This window comes from Ruminococcus turbiniformis, assembly GCF_020687545.1.
Classification (GTDB): Bacteria; Bacillota; Clostridia; order Lachnospirales; family Lachnospiraceae; genus Mediterraneibacter; species Mediterraneibacter turbiniformis.
In genome coordinates this window covers 80,945-102,280 of sequence record NZ_JAJEQX010000004.1, presented here as the reverse complement: position 1 = coordinate 102,280, position 21,336 = coordinate 80,945, and the positions used below count along the sequence as shown (strand labels likewise).

Here is a 21,336-nt window from a genome sequence, read left to right as displayed (position 1 = left end):
GAAAACATACCGTCTCAGTCAGACATGGCTGAACTGGGGACAATCTTTGTTCGATGTGTGGCAACAACTGTGTTCGGTTATTGATGAAAAATATGAAATGGAACAGATATGGAATAGCGGGGGAAAGAAATCAGACAATATGACGAAGCAAAAACCTATCATGACGGGAAATGGGTAATGTTTGAACCGGCCGGTACAACGGAGTTTGATGACCATATGAAACTGCTCGCAGTTAAAAGAAAACCGAACAGGAATAATGTGTGCTAAATGAAAAGACATGGAAAGCCATGGCACATCAAGGCCACAAGGAGGTAACAGAAAAGAGAGATGCGCTTCAGCGGGCGGCGCATTTCGCACCAGCAGAAGGAAATGAGAAAGCAGCATATTACATTTATCAAATATCAAATACTGTATTATTCCTATATTTATTCTGCCTGACAGTAAAACTTAAACTATCGTGGCAATTATGCTTTGGAATAGTATTCTATTTTGCGGGATTATGCTTATGTGCTGTCTCTGTTGTAAATTTTGCATTTCCTGATGATACCGGTTTAAATACAAATGGAGTTTATCGATTATCACGCAATCCTATGTATGTAGCATATTTTATATATTTTGAAGAATATTGGAAAACAGAAACGGAGGCTTTTATATGAAGAGCGGAACACAGAAAAAAGGAGACATTATACTGGAAACCGAACGATTATATCTGCGGGAGATGCGGCAGACGGATTATCAGTCACTGTGCAGAACACTGCAGGATGATATAGCAATGTATGCCTATGAGGGTGCGTTCAGCGATGCGGAAGTTCATGAGTGGCTTGACCGGCAGCTTGAAAGATATCGCAAATGGGATTTTGGATTATGGGCGGTTATTCTGAAAGAAACAGGGGAAATGATCGGCCAGTGCGGTCTTACTATGCAGAAATGGAAAGAAAAAGAGGTGCTGGAAGTGGGATATCTCTTTGAACGCCGGTACTGGCACAACGGGTATGCGACCGAGGCAGCCCGGGCATGTAAAGAGTATGCGTTTGATATACTTAAGGCAGAAGAAGTCTGTTCGATTATCAGAGATACAAATACAGCGTCCCAAAAAGTGGCGGTAAGAAACGGCATGGTAAAAAAGGATATATGGACAAAACATTATAAAGGAGTAGACATGCCCCATTACAGGTATGTGGCATACCGCTGAAAGTATGAAAATCTTTATTTAATCGGCGCCCCGTTTTATGACGCCGGAGGAGTGTGAGCCGTGTTTAAAGAAGTGAAAGAAAATAAAAAACAATATCTTCAGTTGCTGCTTCTGGCAGATGAACAGGAGGATATGATAGACCGTTATATTGATAAAGGTATAATGTATGTATTGGAGGATGGAGAAATTAAATGTGAATGCGTCGTGACTGATGAAAAAAACGGCATTCTTGAAATCAAAAATATTGCCACCAGACCAGAATGCCAGGGAAAAGGTTACGGAAGGCTTATGATAGAATTTCTCGCTGAGAAATATAAAGGAAAGTATTCTGTCCTGCAGGTCGGGACAGGGGACAGCCCTCTGACAGTTCCGTTTTATGAGAAATGCGGATTTATACGTTCTCACAGGATTAAAAATTTTTTTACAGACAATTATGACCATCCTATATTTGAATGCGGGATTCAGCTTGTCGATATGATTTACCTGCAAAGAAAACTGTAAAGAATAAAAAATATGAATATAAACTGGAGGATGGAAGCGGGCTGAAGATTCCGAAATCCTCTTTTACAGAGATTCTGGTTAACAGGCAGAAAAAGGGGATTATCTCCAGCCCTCCGGAAAAGGTTCCACCTTTGAAGCATGAAAAAGTGATGGGAAATGAAGCCTATGAAAGAAAACAAATACGATGAAAAAAATTTCTTTATGAAATACAGTGAAATGGAACGATCCAGAAAGGGTTTAAAAGGTGCTGGAGAATGGCATGAATTACAGAAAATCCTTCCGGATTTTAAGGGCAGAAAGGTGCTGGATCTTGGGTGCGGTTATGGATGGCACTGTAAATATGCGGTGCAGAACGGCGCTGATTCAGTTCTTGGAATCGATATATCCCGCAGGATGCTGGAGACTGCAGAACAAAAGAATTATGATGAAAAGATAGACTACCGGTGTGCTGCGATGGAAGATCTGCGGTTCCCGGAAGAAACATTTGATGTTGTGTTAAGCTCTCTGGCGTTTCATTATGTAAAGGATTTTGAACCATTGGTGAGAAATATATCATCATGGCTGAAAAATGGCGGACAATTTGTGTTCTCTGTGGAGCACCCCGTCTTTACTGCATTCGGAACGCAGGACTGGTATTATGACAAGGAGGGAAATATTCTCCATTTTCCTGTCGACAACTATTATTATGAGGGTATGCGGGAAGCGGTCTTTCTGGGAGAAAAGGTAATAAAATACCACAGGACGCTTACAACATATCTGAATACGTTGCTGCAAAACGGATTCACACTCCGGCATATCATAGAGCCTGCGCCTCCGGAGGAAATGATGGATATTCCCGGGATGAAAGATGAAATGAGACGGCCTATGATGCTGCTTGTATCTGCGGTTAAGACGGAATAGAAGCTGTTTTAATAATTCCGAAATAATTTATAAATCTTACAAAAACAATTCAGAGGTAAACTGCGGCGGAAAGCGAAAAGCAGGAGGCGGAACCTGCAAAACCGCCGGTAAAGATGAAAAAGGGAATTATCATTCCAAAGTAAGAGCAGTCTCGACAGACAGGAGCAGGACGACAGATTCGGCTATGGGGACCGTTTCGGCCTGCGCAGTCACTATGATAAAACCTATTCCTGGCTTCTGATCTTTGAAGACGGCAATCGGATCGACATCGGCATCGAAACCGTGGAGACGATGAAAAGTGGAAGCAATAGAAATAAACTGTTCCTTCCGCTTATCGATAAGGCAGGATGCCTTCCTAAGCTGCCCCCGCCGACAGATGAAGAGTTCTATGTCAGAAAACCTGCGGAAGAGGAGTTCCGGGGATGCTGCAATGACGCCCTATTACACACAGTCACACCATATGCTCGAAACGATGCTGAGCTGACGGATCGGGGCGCAGACAGAGTATTCGGTTTCCTGCGGAAAACTGAACAAGTATTTCAGACGGTACCTTCCGGAGGAGACGTATCAGCTCTATCTGAAGACATTCCCGGACAGCAGCTATGAAAACTTCCGAAAGGCCATTAAAGTCTCCTGCGGCCTGTTCCGTGAAACAGCGGTTCGGAATGCCGAAAGCCTCGGAACGGCATATCCGGTGGAATATGAGCAGGGATTTGAAAAATATATCAAAATAGGAGGTATATTAAAATGAACATTCCAAAAGTACTGGAATCCGAAGTTGTTTATCACGGGAAAATTACATCAATCCGCCGGGACAAACTGACCCGGGGTGATGGAAAGACGTTTGTCCGGGAGACCGCGGTATCGGGAGATGCAGTCGGAATCGTGGCGATGGATGAGAAGGGGCGTATTCTTCTGATCCGCCAGTACCGCCATCCGGTGGGGCGTCCGGTGTGGGAGATCCCGGCGGGGCGTATGGATGTGGAAGGAGAGAAGCCGGAGGAGACAGCGCTCCGTGAACTGAGAGAGGAGACCGATACAGAGGCGGACTCGGTCAGATTTCTCACCCTGTTTCTCAACTCTGCAGGATGGACGGACGAGAGAACGTATCTCTATCTGGCGGAAGGATTAAGAGACGTGCCGGAGTTCGCACGGGAACATGAGGAAGCGGATATCGAGAAAAGGTGGATCTCTCTGGAAGAGGCGGCAAATCTTGCCGCATCAGGGGAGATCGACGACGCGAAGACCGTGATCGGCATCCTTCTGACGAAAAATATCGTGTCATCTGGCAGAGACGAAAAACCTGTGGTATAATCTTGCCGTAACCCTCCGAAACTGGCGGTTTTTGGCGGTTGTCAAAGCGTTTTGACAGCACGAAAACCGCGAAAAAAGGGCTCTGTCAAAGCCATTTGATAGACGAAACACATCTTTTTTAACTACAATCTGAATTGCAAGGAGACAACAATGGAACTGGGAAAACAGATCAGGAAATATCGGAATGAAAGGTCGCTGTCTCAGGACGCGCTAGCGGAGCAGGTCTTTGTTTCGCGGCAGACGATCTCAAACTGGGAGAACGACAAAAGCTATCCCGATGTCAACAGTCTCGTCCTTCTCAGTGAAACATTTGAAGTCTCTTTAGACCAGTTGATAAAAGGAGATGTGGAAAAGATGAAAGAAGAGATTGAAAAGGCCGGACCGGTCAGCGAGGCCGACCGGAAAAGGTTTGACCGCCTGAGCTTACTGTTCGGTGTGTTTTTCCTTCTTATTCTCATCACGCCGTTCCCGCTGGAGCATTTTCTCTCCCGCGTGGGAATCGCGATCTGGATCGGGATCGTCGCGGCAGGCGGATACATGGCGTATCTCGTCGAGAAGGAGAAAAAGAAATTCGACATCCAGAGCTATCGTGAGATCGTAGCTTTCACGGAAGGAAAGACGTTAAGCGAGATTGAAAAGGCGAGAGAAGAAGGAAAACGCGTCTATCAGAAAATCTTTCTCGCTGTGGGAGCCGGGGCTCTCGGGCTGCTCGTAAGCCTGTTCTTCTTATATGTGCTTGGAATGTAAGCTGGAAACGAAAGACTTAAGCGGCGGGCAGACCCGGCGCGGCTGTCCTGCCGGAACGAAAATGACAGCGCCGGAGAATCAGGGAAAAGTTTCGGAGGAATAACAGAATGAAAAGAAGATCAATTGCACAGGAATACTATACACTGATGGTGGATCAGAACGGATATATGCCGCCCATGCACAGAGAAGATTCTGCAGCGGGGCTTGTAGCCGCAGCATTTATGGATCTGCTGCTGAATCATGTGATCACGGCAGACCTTAACAAAAAGTTCGGAAAAAAGATCACCGTGGAAAGCAGTCTCCCGGAGGAACTCGATCACATCGGGCCTCTGTACCGGTATTTGAGCAAAAAGGAACGCACCGTGGACAAAATGATGGCGGATAACTATGAGGGACCCCGTCAGAAAGAGCTTGTCGATATGATCGGGAAATCACTCTGCGAAGAGAACTTGGCATGCGAAGGAAAGGGCGGCGTGTTTGGCCCGAAAGTGCTCTATATTCCGAATAAGGAGTACAAGGATGAGCTGGCGGATACTGTGAAAGCGGCAGTAACCGGAAACGGAGCGCTCTCGCCCCATGATGTGGTTCTGCTCTGTATACTGAAGGCATCGAAAAACCTGAATAAGTATTTTTCAAAATATGAAGGAGAGGCGCTTAAGGCGCGGATAAATGAACTGAAGGAAGACCCGCAGAACAGGCAGCTTAACGATATGATTACCTATGTGGAAGATGTGGATACGATGCTGGCCATGATTGTGGGAATGATCATCTTTGGGTAGCGCCGGTATACAAGGGGCAAACAGTCAGTGTACAAAGGAGTGTACAAAGGAGTGTACAAAGGGAAAATACGCTGGCGTGACAGTGAAAAAAAGCTGTGATATAATGGGCTTGAGCATACGGACTCAAGCCCTGTTTGTATATGAGGAAGAGAAAGGAGAAGGAAGATGTCAGATATGATTTTTGCCCTGATTACCGGTGTTTTGTCAGTTGTTCTGTATATCTACGTGTCGTTTGCTGCGAGAGGAAAAGGACCGATCCTTTCCAACACATATCTGTTCTCAACGAAAGAGGAGCGGAAAAAGATGGATCTGAAAGCGGAATACCGTCTTGCGACCGTTGTCTATTCCCTAGTTGCGACTGCGTTTGCGCTTCTGACAGTATTTATCATATGCGAGAAGGATCTGGTTCTCTTCCTGGCTGTCGCTGTTCTTGCGGCCGCTCTTGTTTACGCGGTCCGGGAATCCGCGCAGACAGTGAAGACGGAAAATACAGAACGGATTTCACAGACGCAGAATCCGCGAAAGCGGAAGTGAAAACGGAAGGCAGCGTAAAGTACCGAAAGGGCAGGAGATAAATTCATGAAAGCAGTTGTTTACAGAGGAAACGGCAGGATAGCTCTTGAGGAGCGGCCCAGGCCGGAAATCATAGATGAGAAAGATGCAATTATACAGGTGACGCTGACGACGATCTGTTCCAGCGACATTCATATCCGCCACGGCGCGGTGCCGCGTGCTGTGCCGGGTGTGATCCTGGGACATGAGTTTGTTGGAAGAGTCGTGGAGACGGGCAGCGCGGTAAAAAAGGTAAAGCCGGGAGAACGGGTGGCAGTGAATGTGGAGACTTTCTGCGGGGAATGTTATTTCTGCAGGAGAGGATTTGTAAATAACTGCACAGATGAAAATGGCGGATGGGCGCTTGGGTGCCGGATCGACGGAGGACAGGCCGAGTATGTGAGAATACCGTTTGCGGACAACGGACTGACCGTGATACCGGATCATGTGACGGATGAACAGGCGCTTTTTAACGGCGATATTCTATCAACAGGATACTGGGCGGCGAAAATCGGGGAGATAAAACCTGCGGACACAGTGGCGGTAATCGGAGCCGGGCCGACCGGCCTTTGCACCATGCTCTGCGCGCGGCTGTACACACCGGCGAAGATCATTGCGATTGATACGGATGAATACAGACTGAGACTTGCAAAGGAGAAGGGTCTGGCAGACATGATACTCGTTCCGGGAAGAGACGATCCGGAGGAAGTGATCCGGAAAGTGACAGACGGAAGAGGAGCAGATACGGTATTTGAAGTCGCGGGAGGAGGGGACACTTTCCAGACGGCGTGGAAGATCGCCAGACCAAATGCCGTCGTTGTTGTCGTGGCCATGTACGAAGAACCGCAGACGATTCCCCTGCCGGACATGTACGGGAAGAATCTTGTGTTTAAGACAGGCGGTGTGGACGGAAGCTTCTGTCAGGAGATCATGGACCTGACGGCGTGCGGAAAGCTTGACACAGAATTTCTAATCACCCACCGGTGCAGTCTGGAAGAAATTATGGAGGCGTATGACGTCTTTGAAAACAGGAAAGATCATGTGATCAAATATGCAGTGAAAATAAGAGGATGATACAGAATAATCGGAGTGGAAAACCGCCGCTGCGGCTCGCAGATAATATATCAGCGTCCGCGCGGCGGTATTCTGATTTATGTTTCAGGCCGGATCTCTGTATGTATACTTTTTCAGAAGATGTCCGAACACCAGGCAGACAGTGACGCCTGCTATCCCCAGAAGGAAGAGCATGAGGGCGGCGCCGGATTCTTTTCCCGTACCGAACAGAAGAGACAGTATACTCCCTTCATGCACAGAGGCCATCAGAGGTTCGCATACATTGTCGATCATCGCCCCGCCGACGAAAAGTCCGATCGGGATTGTGAAAAACTGCAGCGTGTTTCTGCAGGAATACACCCGCCCCTGCATTTCCACAGGAATGGAGCTTCTCATGATCACGTCCAGGTTTGCGTTCATTACCGGGATCAGAAGCCAGCCGATCAGCTGTCCCAGACACCAGAGCGCCGGAGTACGGGTAAGTGAAAGCAGAAAATTCTCCGTTCCAAGCGAAAACAGCATGGTAAGAGAGATGACCCGGACCCGGTTGCGAGGCGCCGGCATAAGCACGGTCAGAAAACTGCCGGCCAGTGTCGCGATTCCCGCGCAGGAACTTACCATTCCAAGCACCTGTTCCCCGCCGTTTTCCTTTGGAAGAATAAGGGCCGGAAGGGCGGCGTCAAATGCCGATGCCACGAAATTTACCCCGGCCAGAAACAGGATCAGGGTCAGAATCATCCGGTTGTCCCGCAGATACAGAAGTCCTGATGTGACAGTCTCGCGAAAAGACTCCGTCTCTTCCAAAACCCGCTCCTTCTCAGGAGCAATCCTGACTCCGAAGAGAAGGGCCAGAAACGCCGCGACAAAAGTCGCGAGATCGATGAAAACGACAGCTTCCATACCGGCAAAGGAAAACACAGTTGTTGCAAGCATGGGATTTAAAATCGTAATCAGAGAATTGGAAAATGAGCGCATACCGCTCGTCTTCTGATAGTATTTCTCCGGGGTGATCATTGTCATCGCCACATCGCTGGCGGGCTGCTGTACGGTGTTCATCAGTCCGTTTACTGCATTTAAAAGGTACATATGCACCGGCATGAGCTGGCCTGTTTCCAGCAGAACAAGAACAGCAGCGGAACAGAAAGCGGCGAAGGTATCACACGCAAGCATTGTCTTCTTCTTATCCCACCGGTCGGCAAACGCGCCTGCGAAAATACTCATGACAACGTAGGGCGCGTAGGAACAGATAGACAGAAGCGCTGTCTGCAGCGCGGAACCTGTTTCCTGATACAGCCACAGGGTCAGCGCGAAGCCCGTCATTGAGCTTCCAAGCTGGGACAGCGACTGTGTGCTCCATAAAATAAGAAATGTTCTCAACTCTTTTATTGAATTTTTCATTGTTATACTTTGCTCCTTTGATGATCTGATATTTTTTCAAATATTCCGCAGAAAAGATGCGGGCATCACGAAGCAAAGCCTGAGGACTGGGCCGGTTCAGGCCCTCAGATCACAGAAAGCCGTCTGGAAGCCGCTGTGACCGATCCTCTCCATGCAGCGTCCTCAGACCTTGCATGGAGCGATTCCAATGCACAATTTCATTTTCATTTCTCCTGTTTCTATATCGTCAGTGTACACTGACGCTAATATTTACAGATAGAATGAGTATAGCATTTTGGCTTTTGCATGTCTACAAAAGAAGTGACAGTTCAGAGGCAGGATGTTACAATAAAGGTTAAGAAGAACAGGAAAATCCAGGTTTAAAGCAGAAGTGATTTCTGCGGGAGGTGCTTTTATGAAAATCGAGATCGGAAAAGAGTTCCCACAGTATTTTAAGCCCGCGTATCCCGGTGAATTTGAGCTGTTTTCGCACTTCGAGGTGACTGCGGGAATCCCCACGGTTCTCTTTGCGGTTACTACATGGAAAGAGAATGGACAGCCCAATATATGCTTTCACTCCTGGGGATGTTTTCATGGAGATAAGACAGCTTTTTTCGCCGTTATGGGGAATCTGTATCAGCACACGCATACTTACGCAAATATCCGGAGGGAAAAATGTTTCTGCATTAATTTTCTTCCCCTCAGATGTTACGACCAGCTTGTAGATACCATTCACCAGAACGATTTTGAGACGGATGAATTTGCGGCGGGGAACTTCACCCTTTCCAATGCGAAAACAATTCACGCGCCGGCGATTCAGGAAGCTTTTATAAATGTAGAATGTACCTTGAAGGAGATACAGGACTTAAGCGGTGCGGGGATTACGGCGATGGTGACCGGACAGGTGCAGCATATCTCTGTGGAAGAAGAATACGCGCACGGATATGAGAAGCGCTACGGGGAAGACGGATTTATGATACTTGTACCGGCACCGCAGAATCTTTTGAACGGAGAACCGGGACAGTCGGCTATCGCCACGGTGGATATTAGGAAATATGACTGAAAAAATGATTTTACGCAGGCAGAAGGAAGCATGACAGATGCGCGTGCGGACGTGTCAGGGAGGTTTGAGATGAGAAGTGCCAAACTGTATATTGCAATGAGTGTCGACGGTTATATTGAAGACAGCAAGGGTGATGTGGGGTGGCTGGAAGGTCACGGAAAGGATGAAGAAAATATCGACACCTATTCTGAATTTACAGAAAATATAGATACGATTCTGATGGGGTGGAAAACGTACAATCAGGTTGTAACAGAACTTTCGCCGGATAAATGGATATATGATGATTTCACAACCTATGTTATTTCACACCACCGGCATGAATCTTCTGAGAAAATTCATTTTACGAATATAAATCCTGCTGGGCTGATCAGAAAATTGAAAGAAGAAGAAGGAAAAGATATCTGGATCTGCGGAGGAGCAAGTATTGTACAGCAGTTGATGGACGAGGATCTGATCGACTGTTATTATATTACAATAATACCGACACTTTTAGGTTCCGGTATACGATTGTTTAAAGGCGGAAACAGAGAAATAAAATTGAGACTGCTCAATACGAGGTCGTATAATGGAATGACAGAATTGATCTATGTGCGAAGATGATTTCTGACAGCGGATGTCGGAGGTAGAAAAGAATGGAGAAACTGAATGAGTAAAATAAATCTGGAAACCGAGAGACTGATCTTAAGAGAATTTACGGAAAATGACCTGGATGCTGTATATCGGATCTTCAGCGATGAGGAGGTCAATCGGTTTCTACCGTGGTTCCCTGTTAAAACGCCGGAGGAAGCGGAACTGTTTTACAGGACGCATTTGGATCCTGAGCATGGAAAGAAGATATACAGCTGTGCGGTGTGTCTGAAAAAGGAGAATATCCCGATCGGATATATCACTGTCGGTGCAGCGGACAGCTATGATTTTGGCTATGGCCTGCGAAAAGAATTCTGGCATAACGGAATAATAACCGAAGGCGCAGGTGCACTCATTAACCGCCTGAAGCAGGATGGAATTCCATATATCACAGCGACCCACGACGTCAACAATCCGCGGAGCGGCAGTGTGATGAAGCGGCTTGGAATGAAGTACATGTATTCTTACGAAGAGCAGTGGCAACCAAAAGATATATCTGTTATTTTCCGCATGTATCAGTTAAACTTTGACGGACAGAAGGATCGGATTTATAAAAAATACCGGGATCATTCGGAGAATCATTTTGTGGAAGAGATAACATGAGTTTCTGATTTACGGAAGACAGCAGGAGGTGGAGTGCAGTGAAACTGAAAAATATACTGATCGTCGTGAAAGATATCGAGAAGTCCAGGCAGTTCTATCATGATCTGTTCGGACTTGATACGATACTGGACAACGATGGAAATATGATTCTGACAGAAGGGCTTGTGCTGCAGGAGGAGTCGGTCTGGAAGAAATTCCTGGGAAAGGATGTTGTTCCGGAAAACAATTCCTGTGAGCTGTATTTTGAAGAGTGGGACATCGAAGGATTTGCTCAGAAGCTTGAAACGCTGTATCCGTCAGTCAAATATGTCAACAGGCTTATGACGCATTCCTGGGGGCAGAAAGTACTCCGTTTTTATGATCCTGACGGCAATCTGATCGAGGTCGGGACACCGATGTGAGGGGAGATAAGATGGCATATTTCACATATCATGAAAAATCCGTTTTTTATGAAGAGTACGGGGAAGGCGCTCCGGTTGTTTTTCTGCACGGCAACACGGCTTCTTCCAGAATGTTTGAGCTGCTGATGCCACTGTATGCCGGGAAATTCAGATGCATACTGATTGATTTCCTCGGAAACGGCAGGTCGGACAGGGTGTCCGGTTTTCCGGCGGATCTGTGGCATGATGAGGCGATGCAGGTAATTGCGCTTGCGGAGCATCTGAAACTTGCGGGACAGTTGAAAAACGAAGAGAAACTCTCTCTTATCGGAACAAGCGGCGGGGCGTGGGCGGCGGTCAATGCGGCTCTGGAGCGGCCGGATTTATTTAGTGCGGTTGTGGCGGACAGTTTCGACGGCCGTACGCTCAACAGACATTTTGAGGAAAATCTGGTTTCTGAGAGAAAAGCGGCCACTTTTTCAGAAACCGCTGAGCGGACTTAAAGTTCCTGTTTTGTTTATCGGAAGCAGGGAGGATCAGATGTGCCGTGAAAATCTGGAAGAAGAATATAAAGAGATGGCGGAGCTTATTCCGGATGCTTCGGTCCGGATGTTTGAACACGGCGTGCATCCCGCGATCGCGACAAACGCGGAGCAAGCTGCAGATGTGATATCTGAGTTTCTCGAAAGAGTTTCCACGGACTTCGCAACGACAGGTTGACAAAAGGAACGCACTGGTTGGTTGCTGAAAATGCAGGAACATGTCACACTGAACATGGAGGTGAGCAGATGGATATGAACGAGCGCATCAGAAAAATCCGCATGGACAACGGGTTGTCCCAGGATCAGTTTGCTGATAAGCTGGGGGTTTCCAGACAGGCGGTATCAAAGTGGGAATCAGGTCAGAATACTCCGGATATTTCAAATATTATCCGGATATGTGACCTGTTCGGGACGAGCTGCGATTATCTGATTCGTGGCATCAGCTGTGACAGTGTGGCAGATCCGGATGTGGCAGACGAGAAAAAGCAGACGGGAAAATTCAACTCTAAGAAATATTTCCTTTATACAGGAGCCGGTTTGGCGGGTATTCTTATCTGGTGTTTTGTTCCTCTGATATGTGGGTTTTGGAAGGGATATGAACTCGAGCATTTTGGCCAGGCTTTTACTGATTCGACGGAATATATCTGGAGAATGCCCGTTTTGCCTATTTCGATACTGGGGAGTCTGTGTATCATTCTGGCTGCAGCCGGTTTCGCACTGACAGCGTTCAGAATTCGGAAAAAGAACATATAGAAAACAGGCTGATAATGCTTTATAACACCCGCTTATAAAACCGCGGATTTTCGCGTTTTTTCTGTATTTTGCGGTATAAAAAGCAATGACAAGGCGAAAACGGGATGCTATAATGTCATAGGAATCGATAGACATAAATGAAGCGAACAGGGAGGTATATAAAGTGAAACCGATTAAAGAAGGCAAGGTCCGCGAGATATACGATAACGGCGATAATCTGATCATGGTAGCGACAGACAGAATCAGCTGTTTTGATGTTATTCTGAAAAACAATGTGACAAAAAAGGGAACTGTACTGACACAGATGTCCAGATTCTGGTTTGAGATGACGGAGGATATCCTTCCGAACCACATGATCTCTACAGATGTGAACGATATGCCGGAGTTTTTCCGTCAGCCGCAGTTTGACGGAAACAGCATGATGTGCCGGAAACTGAACATGCTTCCGGTTGAGTGTATCGTGCGCGGTTATATTACGGGAAGCGGCTGGGCAAGCTACCAGAAGGACGGCACAGTATGCGGCATCCGCCTTCCGGAAGGACTGAAAGAGTCCGACAAGCTGCCGGAACCGATCTACACACCGTCCACAAAGGCGGAGATCGGCGATCATGATGAGAACATTTCCTATGAACAGAGCGTTGAACATCTGGAGAAATGTTTCCCGGGAAAAGGCGAGGAGTACGCTTCAAAGCTTCGCGACTACACGATTGCACTGTATAAGAAATGTGCGGATTATGCTCTGAGCCGCGGCATCATCATTGCTGATACGAAGTTTGAGTTCGGCCTTGACGAGGAGGGCAATATCGTTCTCGGAGATGAGATGCTCACACCGGACAGCTCCCGCTTCTGGCCTGCAGACGGGTATGAGCCGGGACACGGACAGCCGTCCTTTGACAAGCAGTTTGCACGCGACTGGCTGAAAGCGAATCCGGACAATGACTGGACACTGCCGGATGACATCGTACAGAAGACGATAGACAAATATCTGCTTGCCTATAAGATGCTTACAGGAAAAGATCTTTAAGGAGAACGGAAACGCTGACGATCTGTAATCTGATCGGGGGATGGATTCAAAAAGAAACATTCCCCGACTTTTATATATACAATGTTGCGAATTGAAACTATCTGTGGTATTATAACGAAAAGAGAATGGCAAAAGGAAAGGAGGGAGAGGACGAATGAAAACAAAATTTCATGAGCAGCTGACGAGATTTCGAAATCTGCGAGGGCTTACACAGGCGCAGATGTCCGAAAAACTCGGAATTTCCCGTTCCACCTATGCAAACTATGAGAGCGGAAACCGCTCGCCGGACTTTGAGACGCTGGAAAATATCAGTGATGTACTGAACTGTACTCTGGATGAGCTGTTCGGCAGGTATCCGCGCAGAGCGGACTGCATGGCAGGTGCAGTGTGTGAAGAGAAGGCGCTTTATCGGATCAGCGGCACAGATTCTGACACAGGCCGGAAAAAGTCGGAGAGGAAGCTTGTGATCGGCGCGCAGGATTTTCGTTTCCTGCGGGAGAAACACGGCTACTATGTAGATAAAACACAGATGATTGAACAGTTTTTAAACTCCTGGTATCAGGTGACTCTGATCATACGGCCCAGACGCTTCGGAAAGACGCTGAATATGTCGATGCTGGCGGAATTTCTTGACTGTACGAAGAAATCGGAAGAGCTCTTTGAGGGGACGAAGATCAGCAGAACCGACTGGATGCGGGAGATCAATCAGTATCCCGTCGTGTTTATTTCCTTTTTGAATGCGAAGGCCGACAGTGCCGATGGAATGATCGAACAGCTTGCGGCCGCGCTCAGGGACGAGTATGAAAGATATCTTCCGGTTGTCCGTGAGACGGAACTTACAGCGGAAATGAGAAACAGGTTTCAGAAGAATTATGAGTGTCTGTGCATGCGGGGAAATACGGAAGAAAGAAGGCTGGCGATTCAGTATGCAGTCAGTGAGTTGTGCAGTGTTCTGGAAGTCCGCTACAGCAAAAAGACCGTTCTTTTGCTTGATGAGTATGATACTCCTTTCATCTCCGCAAACTCCGGCGGATACTACAATGAGGTACGGGGTGTTCTCTCCGGAATTCTGAGTTCATCTCTGAAAGGGAACCGTTCTCTGGAGAGAGCCCTGCTCACAGGAATTCAGAGGGTGGCGAAAGAGAATATATTCTCAGGACTTAACAATCTGGTTGTATGCACAGTAAAAGATCCGGAATATGCAGACTGTTTTGGATTTACAGAAAATGAAGTGAAAGATCTTTTGAGAGAGTGCGGCGCGGAATTTACCGATGAAGTGAAGCGGATGTACGACGGGTACCGGTTCGGAGGAGAGGAAGTCTATAATCCCTGGTCCATATCCTGCTATGCGGCCCGGAAAAAACTGGAAGCATACTGGGTAAATACAGGCGAGAACAGTCTGATTAAAAACGCGCTTGCACAGCAGAGCGGTTCTTTCCGGTCTGCTTACAATGATCTGATCCGAAACGGGACGGCAACCGTGTATGCGGAGCTGTCTTCTGCATATTATGAGAAGCCGGATGATGCGTCTCTGTGGGGAATGCTGATCAATGCGGGCATGGTTGCGATACAGGAACAGTTAAGTGAGAATCTCTGTGTGATCTGTGTCCCGAATCAGGAAGTGTGGAAAGTATTTCAGGAGCTGACGGCATTTTATCTGCGGGTCGAAGAGGGAGACATCAGCAGAATGCTTTGTTTCCTTCAGGCGGAGCAGATCGGAAAATTCGCGGAAGAATACAGGAAAATGCTGATGAAACTTCCGTCTTTTCATGACCTGAAAGATGAAAACAGTTACCATATGATGATGCTCGGCATGTGCGCTTTCATGCAGAAGGATTATGAGGTGAGGAGCAACAGGGAGAGCGGCCGGGGAAGAGGCGATCTCCTTCTGTATGCGAAAAAACCGGAGTATCCGAATATGATCCTGGAATTTAAATATACAAAGGATATGTCCGCGGCACTTGAAGATCTGGCGGAAGATGCCGTCGCGCAGATAAAGGAAAGAAAATATGACGCGGAAATGACAGGACCGGTCCTTTATATCGGGCTGGCGCACCGGGGAAAGGACGCGGAAGTCCGCTGGGAAAAGAGGATGGCATGAAACGGCATCGGAACAGTTGGATAACAGGGAAAACAGGGAGGATTTCAAAATGAATCTGCTGAAAACAGCGCTGCTTCAGATCGCTCCGTGCGATACGCTGAAAGAAAATAAGGAGAAGGGGATCCGTGCGTGCCGCAGGGCAAAGGAGATGGGAGCGGATATTGCCCTGTTCCCTGAGATGTGGAGCAACGGGTACCGGATCTGCGGCCGGCCGTTTAAGGAATGGAGAAACGAGGCGATTTCCGCGGACAGTGAGTTTGTCTGTGCTTTCAGCGAACTTGCCGCGGAGCTTGAGATGGCAATCGCGGTTACATTTCTGGAAAAACATGAAACGGGGCCGCGCAATACAATGGTCCTTTTTGACCGTTTCGGAGAGAGGAAGTTCACTTACGCAAAGGTGCATACGTGTGCGTTCGACGCGGAGCGTCCGCTTGCAGCAGGGGAGGACTTTTATGTCACGGATCTGGACACGGCGTGCGGGACAGTGAAGACCGGTGCAATGATCTGTTTTGACAGAGAGTTTCCGGAGAGCGCGAGGATTCTGATGCTCAAAGGGGCGGAGCTGATTCTTGTGCCGAACGCCTGCCCGATGGAGATTAACCGTCTCTCCCAGCTGCGGGGCCGGGCCTATGAGAATATGCTGGCAGTCGCCACCTGCAATTATCCGGAATCCGTTCCGGACTGCAACGGAAGATCAACGCTGTTTGACGGCGTTGCCTATCTTCCGGATATGGAAGGTTCAAGGGATATGTGCGTTCTGGAAGCAGGAGGGGAAGAGGGAATCTATATTGCAGAGCTTGACCTGGACATGCTGAGAGATTACAGGAAGAGCGAAGTACACGGCAATGCGTACCGCCGGCCGCTCATATACGGGATGCTCACGGAGACAAAAATCGAGGAACCGTTTGTCAGGGAAGGATTCCCGGCATAGACACTGATCCGGGACGGAGAGGAAAGGATGGAGAGGAAAGAGGACGATGAGAGAAAAGATACTGATTATCGAAGATGATCCTGCGATCAGAAACCAGCTGAAAACACTTCTTGAGGGCAACGGCTACCTGGTGGAGATCCTGTCTGATTTTACATCTGCGGCGGAACAGATAAAATCCTTCTCGCCCCATCTTGTACTGCTCGACATCGGACTTCCCGGGATCAGCGGATTTGACATCTGTTCACAGATCCGGGCGTTTTCGGATATGCCGGTTGTCTTTGTGACGAGCAGCAACACAGACATGGATGAGCTGAACAGTATTATGCTCGGCGGGGATGCGTTTATCACAAAGCCATACAACACAGCGATCCTGCTGGCGAAGATCGCCTCCCTTCTGAAAAAGGCGTACCCGATATCCGGGGAGGAAGCGAAAGACGGGATGAAGCTTACGTGGAGAGGCGCTTCACTCCATCCGGAGAAGAGTACGATCGAATACAACGGACAGGAGGCAGAACTTACGAAAAATGAAGTGAAGATTCTGTACTGCCTGTTTCAGCATGCGGGCGCGATCTGTTCCAGAAACGATCTGATTGATTATCTCTGGGACAGCCAGCTCTATATCGACGACAACGCGCTCAGTGTAAACGTGAACCGGATCCGGGAGAAACTTGCATCTCTCGGGCTTGAAGACTTTATCAAAACGAAATACAGGCAGGGGTATCTCATATGAGCACAGCGCAGTATTTGAAAAACAGGCTTCCGTTTCTGCTCGTCAATGTGCTCTGTATGGTATTGCTTTCCGTTTTTCTGCTGCTTTCGGGAAACAGTGCGGACAGTGTTTTTCTCATTCTTTCCGTGTGGGTTCTGATCCTGGCGGCAGGTCTGATCCTGTCATGCATTTACAGGAAAAGAGAGATGGACCGCCTTCTTGCGATGACGGAGCAGTTAAGTGACCGGTATCTGATCGCGGAAGTGATGAAAAAGCCGGGGAGAGCAGAAGATCAGGTGTATTTCAGAATTCTGAAAATGGCGGAGAAGTCCATGCTTGAACAGGTAAATGCAGTCCGGCGGGAACAGAAGGAATACAGGGAGTATATCGAACAGTGGATCCACGAGGTGAAAACGCCGATCACGGCGATCCGGCTTCAGTGCGAGAATCAGCGGTCCGACTTCTCGAGAGAACTGCTGGCGGAGCTTGAGAAGGTCAGTCAGTATACAGAGCAGGCGCTTTACTATGCGCGGAGCGAACATGCGGAGAAAGACTATTCCATACGCGAGATCCGTTTAAGCGATGTGGTGCACCAGGCCATCGCGGACAATAAATATCTCCTGATGCAGAACCATGTCGCCGTGGAGGCGGAACAGATAGAGGATACGGTGTATTCGGATGAAAAATGGATACGGTTTATCTTAAACCAGCTGATTGCCAATGCAGTGAAATACCGCACAGAGCATCCGTGTATTCAGATCTTTTCCGAAAGAAGGGGCGACACGGTGCATCTGTGTGTCCGGGACAACGGAATGGGAATCCCGCCGGAAGATCTCCCGCGGATTTTCGAGAAAGGCTTCACCGGGCAGAACGGACGGAAACGGCAGAATTCCACCGGGCTTGGGCTGTATCTTTGCCGGCGCCTGTGCGGCAGGCTCGGAATCGGCATATGCGCAAGGTCAGATGAGTCCGGAGGGCAGGGCACGGAGATTGTGCTGTCATTCCGTGTGGATCATTTCATGCGGCAGGTCAGTGATTAAAAACTTACATTTCTGTTAGATTTTCGTAAGAAGAACCGATACAGTTCCGGAGAAAATTTCTCTACAATAAAACCAGAACGCCGGAAGGCGGAGTAAGGAAGCAAGAAGGAAAAGGAGAGGAATTTTGATGAAAGAGATCCTTACACTGGAACACATTCAGAAGTTTTACGGAAATGAAGGAAATATTACGGAAGCGCTCCGTGATATCAGTTTCTCGGTCTGCGAGGGAGAGTTCCTCGGAATCATGGGGGCCTCCGGCTCCGGAAAGACGACGCTGCTAAACTGTATATCAACCATTGACACTGTAAGCGCAGGACATATTTATCTCGGCGGAAAAGATGTGACCGAGATCAGGGAAAAGGAGCTTGCCCGGTTCCGCAGGGAGAACCTGGGATTCGTTTTCCAGGATTTTAATCTTCTGGACACGCTGACAGTGTCGGAGAATATCGCTCTGGCGCTTGCAGTCAGCAAAACACCGGCGCATGAGGTGGAGCCGGCTGTGCGTGCAATGGCGGCGAAGCTTGATATTTCCGGGATTCTTGACAAGTATCCGTATCAGATCTCCGGAGGGCAGAAACAGCGGTGCGCCTGTGCGAGAGCGATGATCAATCATCCGAAACTGATCCTGGCAGATGAACCTACCGGGGCGCTGGACAGTCATTCCGCCCAGATGCTGCTCTCCACGCTGGAGAGCATGAACCGGGAGATGAAAGCTACGATTCTCATGGTTACCCATGACGCCTTTTCGGCCAGCTATGCGGGAAGGATCCTCTTCCTCAGAGACGGGGAGATTTTCGCAGAGATTGTAAAAGGGAAGAACACGAGGAAAGCGTTTTTTGAAAAGATTCTTGATGTTCTTACGATGATGGGAGGAGGGGGAAGCGATGTACGCCAGACTGATTTTTAGAAATGTCAGACGCTCGTCGAAGGATTACCTGATCTACCTCGTCACCCTGACGATCTGTGTCATGCTGTTTTACGCGTTCCTGTCCATTTCAAGCAGATATTACCGCCCGGATCTTGGCACGGAGTACGATGTCACGGTCTTAAGTGACGGGATGAAGATCGCAGTCTGCGCGGTGGCTCTGCTTCTTCTGTTCCTGATCCGGTATGTAAACGGCTATATGCTGAAACGAAGGCAGAAAGAGTTCGCGGTAGAGTCCGTTATCGGAATGGAGGCGGGGACTGTGGCGCGGATGTTTCTTGCCGAAACGCTTGTCATGGGAGCCCTGTCGATCGTGCTCGGCATCCTTCTTGGGGCGGTTTGCTCCCAGTTTGTCACGGCAATGCTGCTTCATGATTACGGACAGGATTTTGAGCTGACATGGACACTGTTCCCGGATACCGCGCTTATGACAGCCGGTTTTTTCGTGATTATTTTTCTTCTTGTCGGAGGGGCAAATGTCAGGACGATAAAGAAGATCCGGATTATCGATATGATCAATGCGGAGAGGCGGAATGAACCTCCGCTGAAAAAGAACCGCTTCATGCCCGTCGTTACGCTGATCTGGCTTTTTGTCCTTGTGTGGATGTCAGTGTCAGGGATCCGGCTGAGATATTACTATTTCGACAGTCGGTTTGACGTGCCGGTACACATCATGTTCTGGGCGAATATTCTTGTTCCGGCGGCGGGAGCTCTCTGCGGGGCGGCGCTTTTTGCTTCGGGAAAACGGGGAAAACAGTCCTGCGTGGCTTTTGAGTGCGCCGCCGCCATCCTGGCAGCCTTTTCCAATGCCGCCGTGCTTATGATGCGGGGGCCGTACATGCTTTCCTATGATGCCGGAATTATGAATAAATACATGCTCTTCCTGCTGGCCGACATGCTTTATCTCATCTGTGGCATCGTTTACCTGTCAAACAGCGGGCTTGTCTCCTGGAAAGAAAAGTCGCCGGAAAACAGGTACCGCGGAACCAGTCTGTTCCTTCTGGGGCAGATCACGTCAAAACTGGCCGCAAACACGAAGACAATGATCCTGATCTGCATCACGCTTGGGATGGCTGTCGTTCTGTTTCTCATCTCGCCCGTTCTTACGGGATGGAGCCTCGGGTATCTGGATGTCCGGTCTCTGTACGATATACAGATCAGTTCCAGATACAACGATGTGATGAGTGAGGAAGATCTGTATCAGGGAGATTATGAGCCTGTTACAGAAGTTCTAAGGGAAAAAGGAATTGAAACAGCGGAAGAGTGCACCTTTTCCCTCTATCTTCCGGAGCGGGAAGAATTCCACAGCCGAATCAAATGGGAGTTCCCTGTTGCTGCGATGTCACTCAGCGATTACAACGGGATCAGGGAGATGCTCGGATATGAGCCGGTCAGCCTCGGAGAAGACGAGTTTACGACTCAGTGGCAGTCCATCGCGTCAGAGGAAGAAAAGGCGGAGTTTCTTACAGAACATCAGCAGGTCGGCACAGACGCAGGCGTTCTCTCTCTTGCGGAGAATTCCTGCTATGAGGAACCCATCGGGGAAACCGTGTATAATTCCTACACAAATGTGGTGTACATCTTCCCGGATAGTGTATGTGAAGATCTTATGGGGGTTATGAGAAACCGGTATATTATGACAGAGCGGCCGGTTCCCTTTGCAGACGCGCAGGAAATCGCGAGAGCATTCGCGGAAGTCTATCCGGAAGATCCTGGAGAGAGCGGGAGTGGAGAAGGAATGAGAGATACCGGCATGCAGTATACGATCCGGTTAAATACACTGCAGGTCAACAGCCTGCTTGCGAATAACTTCATGCTGAAGGCGGTGATGACTTACGGCGGAATTGTGCTGATGGTAATCTGTCTTACCGTCCTTTCGCTTCAGCAGCTTCTCGACGCTTCCCAGTACCGGTACCGCTTCTCTGTTCTGCGGAGCCTGGGCGTGGAAGAACGGGAGATCAGAAGACTTGTTTTCAGACAGCTCGGCGTCTGGTTCGGCCTGCCGGTTGCTCTCGCTCTGGTGATATCCTGCGTTGTGGTGGCAGGGTTCATTCAGACGTTTTCCGCTGAGATATCCGCCTATATCGGGGCGGAAACACTTCTTATGCAGCTTGGGATTACGGTGCTGATCCTTGCGATGCTGCTAGTGTGTTACTTTATCAGTACGTGGATCCTGTTCAGGCGGGCAGTCGGGGAGGCGCAGTGAACCGGAATATGCCTTGT

At 48.5% G+C, this 21,336-nt stretch carries 27 protein-coding genes; 26 read left to right on the top strand and 1 reads right to left on the bottom strand.

Going from position 1 to position 21,336, the window contains the following annotated elements; all coding sequences use genetic code 11:
- Nucleotides 1–177 precede the first annotated feature (177 nt).
- From LKD70_RS18700 to LKD70_RS03535, 12 genes are all read left to right on the top strand, one after another.
- Nucleotides 178–267, top strand: coding sequence for a hypothetical protein (locus LKD70_RS18700; protein ID WP_407690894.1), 90 nt, complete (start codon nt 178–180; stop codon nt 265–267).
- The gene (locus tag LKD70_RS03580) at nt 261–656 is read left to right on the top strand and encodes a phosphatidylethanolamine N-methyltransferase family protein (protein WP_227706678.1); all 396 of its coding nucleotides are present in this window, start codon (nt 261–263) and stop codon (nt 654–656) included. The genes LKD70_RS18700 and LKD70_RS03580 overlap by 7 nt, the downstream gene beginning before the upstream one ends.
- Complete coding sequence (locus LKD70_RS03575) at nt 653–1,192, top strand: GNAT family N-acetyltransferase (RefSeq protein WP_265104736.1); 540 nt, start codon at nt 653–655, stop codon at nt 1,190–1,192. The genes LKD70_RS03580 and LKD70_RS03575 overlap by 4 nt, the downstream gene beginning before the upstream one ends.
- 60 nt (nt 1,193–1,252) lie before the next feature.
- Nucleotides 1,253–1,693, top strand: a complete 441-nt coding sequence (locus LKD70_RS03570; RefSeq protein WP_227706677.1) for a GNAT family N-acetyltransferase — start codon at nt 1,253–1,255, stop codon at nt 1,691–1,693.
- 165 nt (nt 1,694–1,858) lie between these two features.
- On the top strand, nt 1,859–2,593 hold the full coding sequence (locus LKD70_RS03565; RefSeq protein ID WP_227706676.1) for a class I SAM-dependent methyltransferase: 735 nt from the start codon (nt 1,859–1,861) through the stop codon (nt 2,591–2,593).
- 201 nt (nt 2,594–2,794) lie between these two features.
- Nucleotides 2,795–3,199: an aminoglycoside 6-adenylyltransferase gene (locus LKD70_RS18695; protein ID WP_407690900.1), complete on the top strand. Its 405-nt coding sequence runs from the start codon at nt 2,795–2,797 to the stop codon at nt 3,197–3,199.
- Complete coding sequence (locus LKD70_RS18690; protein WP_407690899.1) at nt 3,081–3,344, top strand: aminoglycoside 6-adenylyltransferase; 264 nt, start codon at nt 3,081–3,083, stop codon at nt 3,342–3,344. The genes LKD70_RS18695 and LKD70_RS18690 overlap by 119 nt, the downstream gene beginning before the upstream one ends.
- Nucleotides 3,341–3,907, top strand: a complete 567-nt coding sequence (locus tag LKD70_RS03555) for an NUDIX domain-containing protein (protein WP_227706675.1) — start codon at nt 3,341–3,343, stop codon at nt 3,905–3,907. The genes LKD70_RS18690 and LKD70_RS03555 overlap by 4 nt, the downstream gene beginning before the upstream one ends.
- A 150-nt stretch (nt 3,908–4,057) precedes the next feature.
- Nucleotides 4,058–4,654 (top strand): helix-turn-helix domain-containing protein, encoded by a 597-nt coding sequence (locus LKD70_RS03550; RefSeq protein WP_227706674.1) that lies wholly within the window; start codon nt 4,058–4,060, stop codon nt 4,652–4,654.
- A gap of 107 nt (nt 4,655–4,761) precedes the next feature.
- Nucleotides 4,762–5,433 carry a GOLPH3/VPS74 family protein gene (locus LKD70_RS03545; RefSeq protein WP_227706673.1) on the top strand — a complete coding sequence of 224 codons (672 nt, stop codon included), beginning with the start codon at nt 4,762–4,764 and terminating at the stop codon, nt 5,431–5,433.
- 165 nt (nt 5,434–5,598) lie between these two features.
- Nucleotides 5,599–5,967 (top strand): DUF3784 domain-containing protein, encoded by a 369-nt coding sequence (locus LKD70_RS03540; RefSeq protein ID WP_227706672.1) that lies wholly within the window; start codon nt 5,599–5,601, stop codon nt 5,965–5,967.
- Nucleotides 5,968–6,012: 45 nt separating this feature from the next.
- The gene (locus LKD70_RS03535) at nt 6,013–7,059 is read left to right on the top strand and encodes an alcohol dehydrogenase (RefSeq protein WP_227706671.1); all 1,047 of its coding nucleotides are present in this window, start codon (nt 6,013–6,015) and stop codon (nt 7,057–7,059) included.
- An 84-nt stretch (nt 7,060–7,143) separates the two neighbouring features.
- Here LKD70_RS03535 and LKD70_RS03530 read toward each other — a convergent pair whose 3' ends face one another.
- Nucleotides 7,144–8,436: an MFS transporter gene (locus LKD70_RS03530; protein ID WP_227706670.1), complete on the bottom strand. Its 1,293-nt coding sequence runs from the start codon at nt 8,434–8,436 to the stop codon at nt 7,144–7,146.
- Nucleotides 8,437–8,830: 394 nt separating this feature from the next.
- Here LKD70_RS03530 and LKD70_RS03525 point away from each other — a divergent pair, with 394 nt between their 5' ends.
- The 14 genes from LKD70_RS03525 (at nt 8,831) to LKD70_RS03465 (ending at nt 21,319) form a co-directional block, all read left to right on the top strand.
- Complete coding sequence (locus LKD70_RS03525; protein WP_227706669.1) at nt 8,831–9,478, top strand: flavin reductase family protein; 648 nt, start codon at nt 8,831–8,833, stop codon at nt 9,476–9,478.
- A 69-nt stretch (nt 9,479–9,547) separates the two neighbouring features.
- Nucleotides 9,548–10,078: a dihydrofolate reductase family protein gene (locus LKD70_RS03520; protein WP_227706668.1), complete on the top strand. Its 531-nt coding sequence runs from the start codon at nt 9,548–9,550 to the stop codon at nt 10,076–10,078.
- Nucleotides 10,079–10,123: 45 nt separating this feature from the next.
- Entirely contained in the window at nt 10,124–10,708 is a 585-nt protein-coding gene (locus LKD70_RS03515) for a GNAT family N-acetyltransferase (protein ID WP_227706667.1), read from the top strand.
- 38 nt (nt 10,709–10,746) lie between these two features.
- Nucleotides 10,747–11,109: a VOC family protein gene (locus tag LKD70_RS03510; protein WP_227706666.1), complete on the top strand. Its 363-nt coding sequence runs from the start codon at nt 10,747–10,749 to the stop codon at nt 11,107–11,109.
- Between the two features lie 11 nt (nt 11,110–11,120).
- Nucleotides 11,121–11,591: an alpha/beta fold hydrolase gene (locus tag LKD70_RS03505; RefSeq protein WP_407690893.1), complete on the top strand. Its 471-nt coding sequence runs from the start codon at nt 11,121–11,123 to the stop codon at nt 11,589–11,591.
- 37 nt (nt 11,592–11,628) lie between these two features.
- Entirely contained in the window at nt 11,629–11,808 is a 180-nt protein-coding gene (locus LKD70_RS18685) for a hypothetical protein (protein ID WP_407690892.1), read from the top strand.
- 68 nt (nt 11,809–11,876) lie between these two features.
- Nucleotides 11,877–12,383 (top strand): helix-turn-helix domain-containing protein, encoded by a 507-nt coding sequence (locus LKD70_RS03500; RefSeq protein ID WP_227706665.1) that lies wholly within the window; start codon nt 11,877–11,879, stop codon nt 12,381–12,383.
- Nucleotides 12,384–12,516: 133 nt separating this feature from the next.
- The gene (locus LKD70_RS03495) at nt 12,517–13,407 is read left to right on the top strand and encodes a phosphoribosylaminoimidazolesuccinocarboxamide synthase (protein WP_320442581.1); all 891 of its coding nucleotides are present in this window, start codon (nt 12,517–12,519) and stop codon (nt 13,405–13,407) included.
- Nucleotides 13,408–13,561: 154 nt separating this feature from the next.
- On the top strand, nt 13,562–15,508 hold the full coding sequence (locus LKD70_RS03490) for an AAA family ATPase (RefSeq protein WP_227706663.1): 1,947 nt from the start codon (nt 13,562–13,564) through the stop codon (nt 15,506–15,508).
- A gap of 49 nt (nt 15,509–15,557) precedes the next feature.
- Nucleotides 15,558–16,439 carry a carbon-nitrogen hydrolase family protein gene (locus LKD70_RS03485; RefSeq protein ID WP_227706662.1) on the top strand — a complete coding sequence of 294 codons (882 nt, stop codon included), beginning with the start codon at nt 15,558–15,560 and terminating at the stop codon, nt 16,437–16,439.
- A 46-nt stretch (nt 16,440–16,485) separates the two neighbouring features.
- Entirely contained in the window at nt 16,486–17,169 is a 684-nt protein-coding gene (locus LKD70_RS03480; RefSeq protein ID WP_227706661.1) for a response regulator transcription factor, read from the top strand.
- A complete protein-coding gene (locus LKD70_RS03475) occupies nt 17,166–18,188 on the top strand; it encodes a sensor histidine kinase (RefSeq protein WP_227706660.1) in 1,023 nt (340 codons plus the stop codon). The genes LKD70_RS03480 and LKD70_RS03475 overlap by 4 nt, the downstream gene beginning before the upstream one ends.
- Before the next feature lie 127 nt (nt 18,189–18,315).
- Nucleotides 18,316–19,095: an ABC transporter ATP-binding protein gene (locus tag LKD70_RS03470; RefSeq protein ID WP_227706734.1), complete on the top strand. Its 780-nt coding sequence runs from the start codon at nt 18,316–18,318 to the stop codon at nt 19,093–19,095.
- Entirely contained in the window at nt 19,073–21,319 is a 2,247-nt protein-coding gene (locus LKD70_RS03465; RefSeq protein ID WP_227706659.1) for an ABC transporter permease, read from the top strand. Before LKD70_RS03470 ends, LKD70_RS03465 begins: the two co-directional genes overlap by 23 nt.
- Nucleotides 21,320–21,336 lie beyond the last annotated feature (17 nt).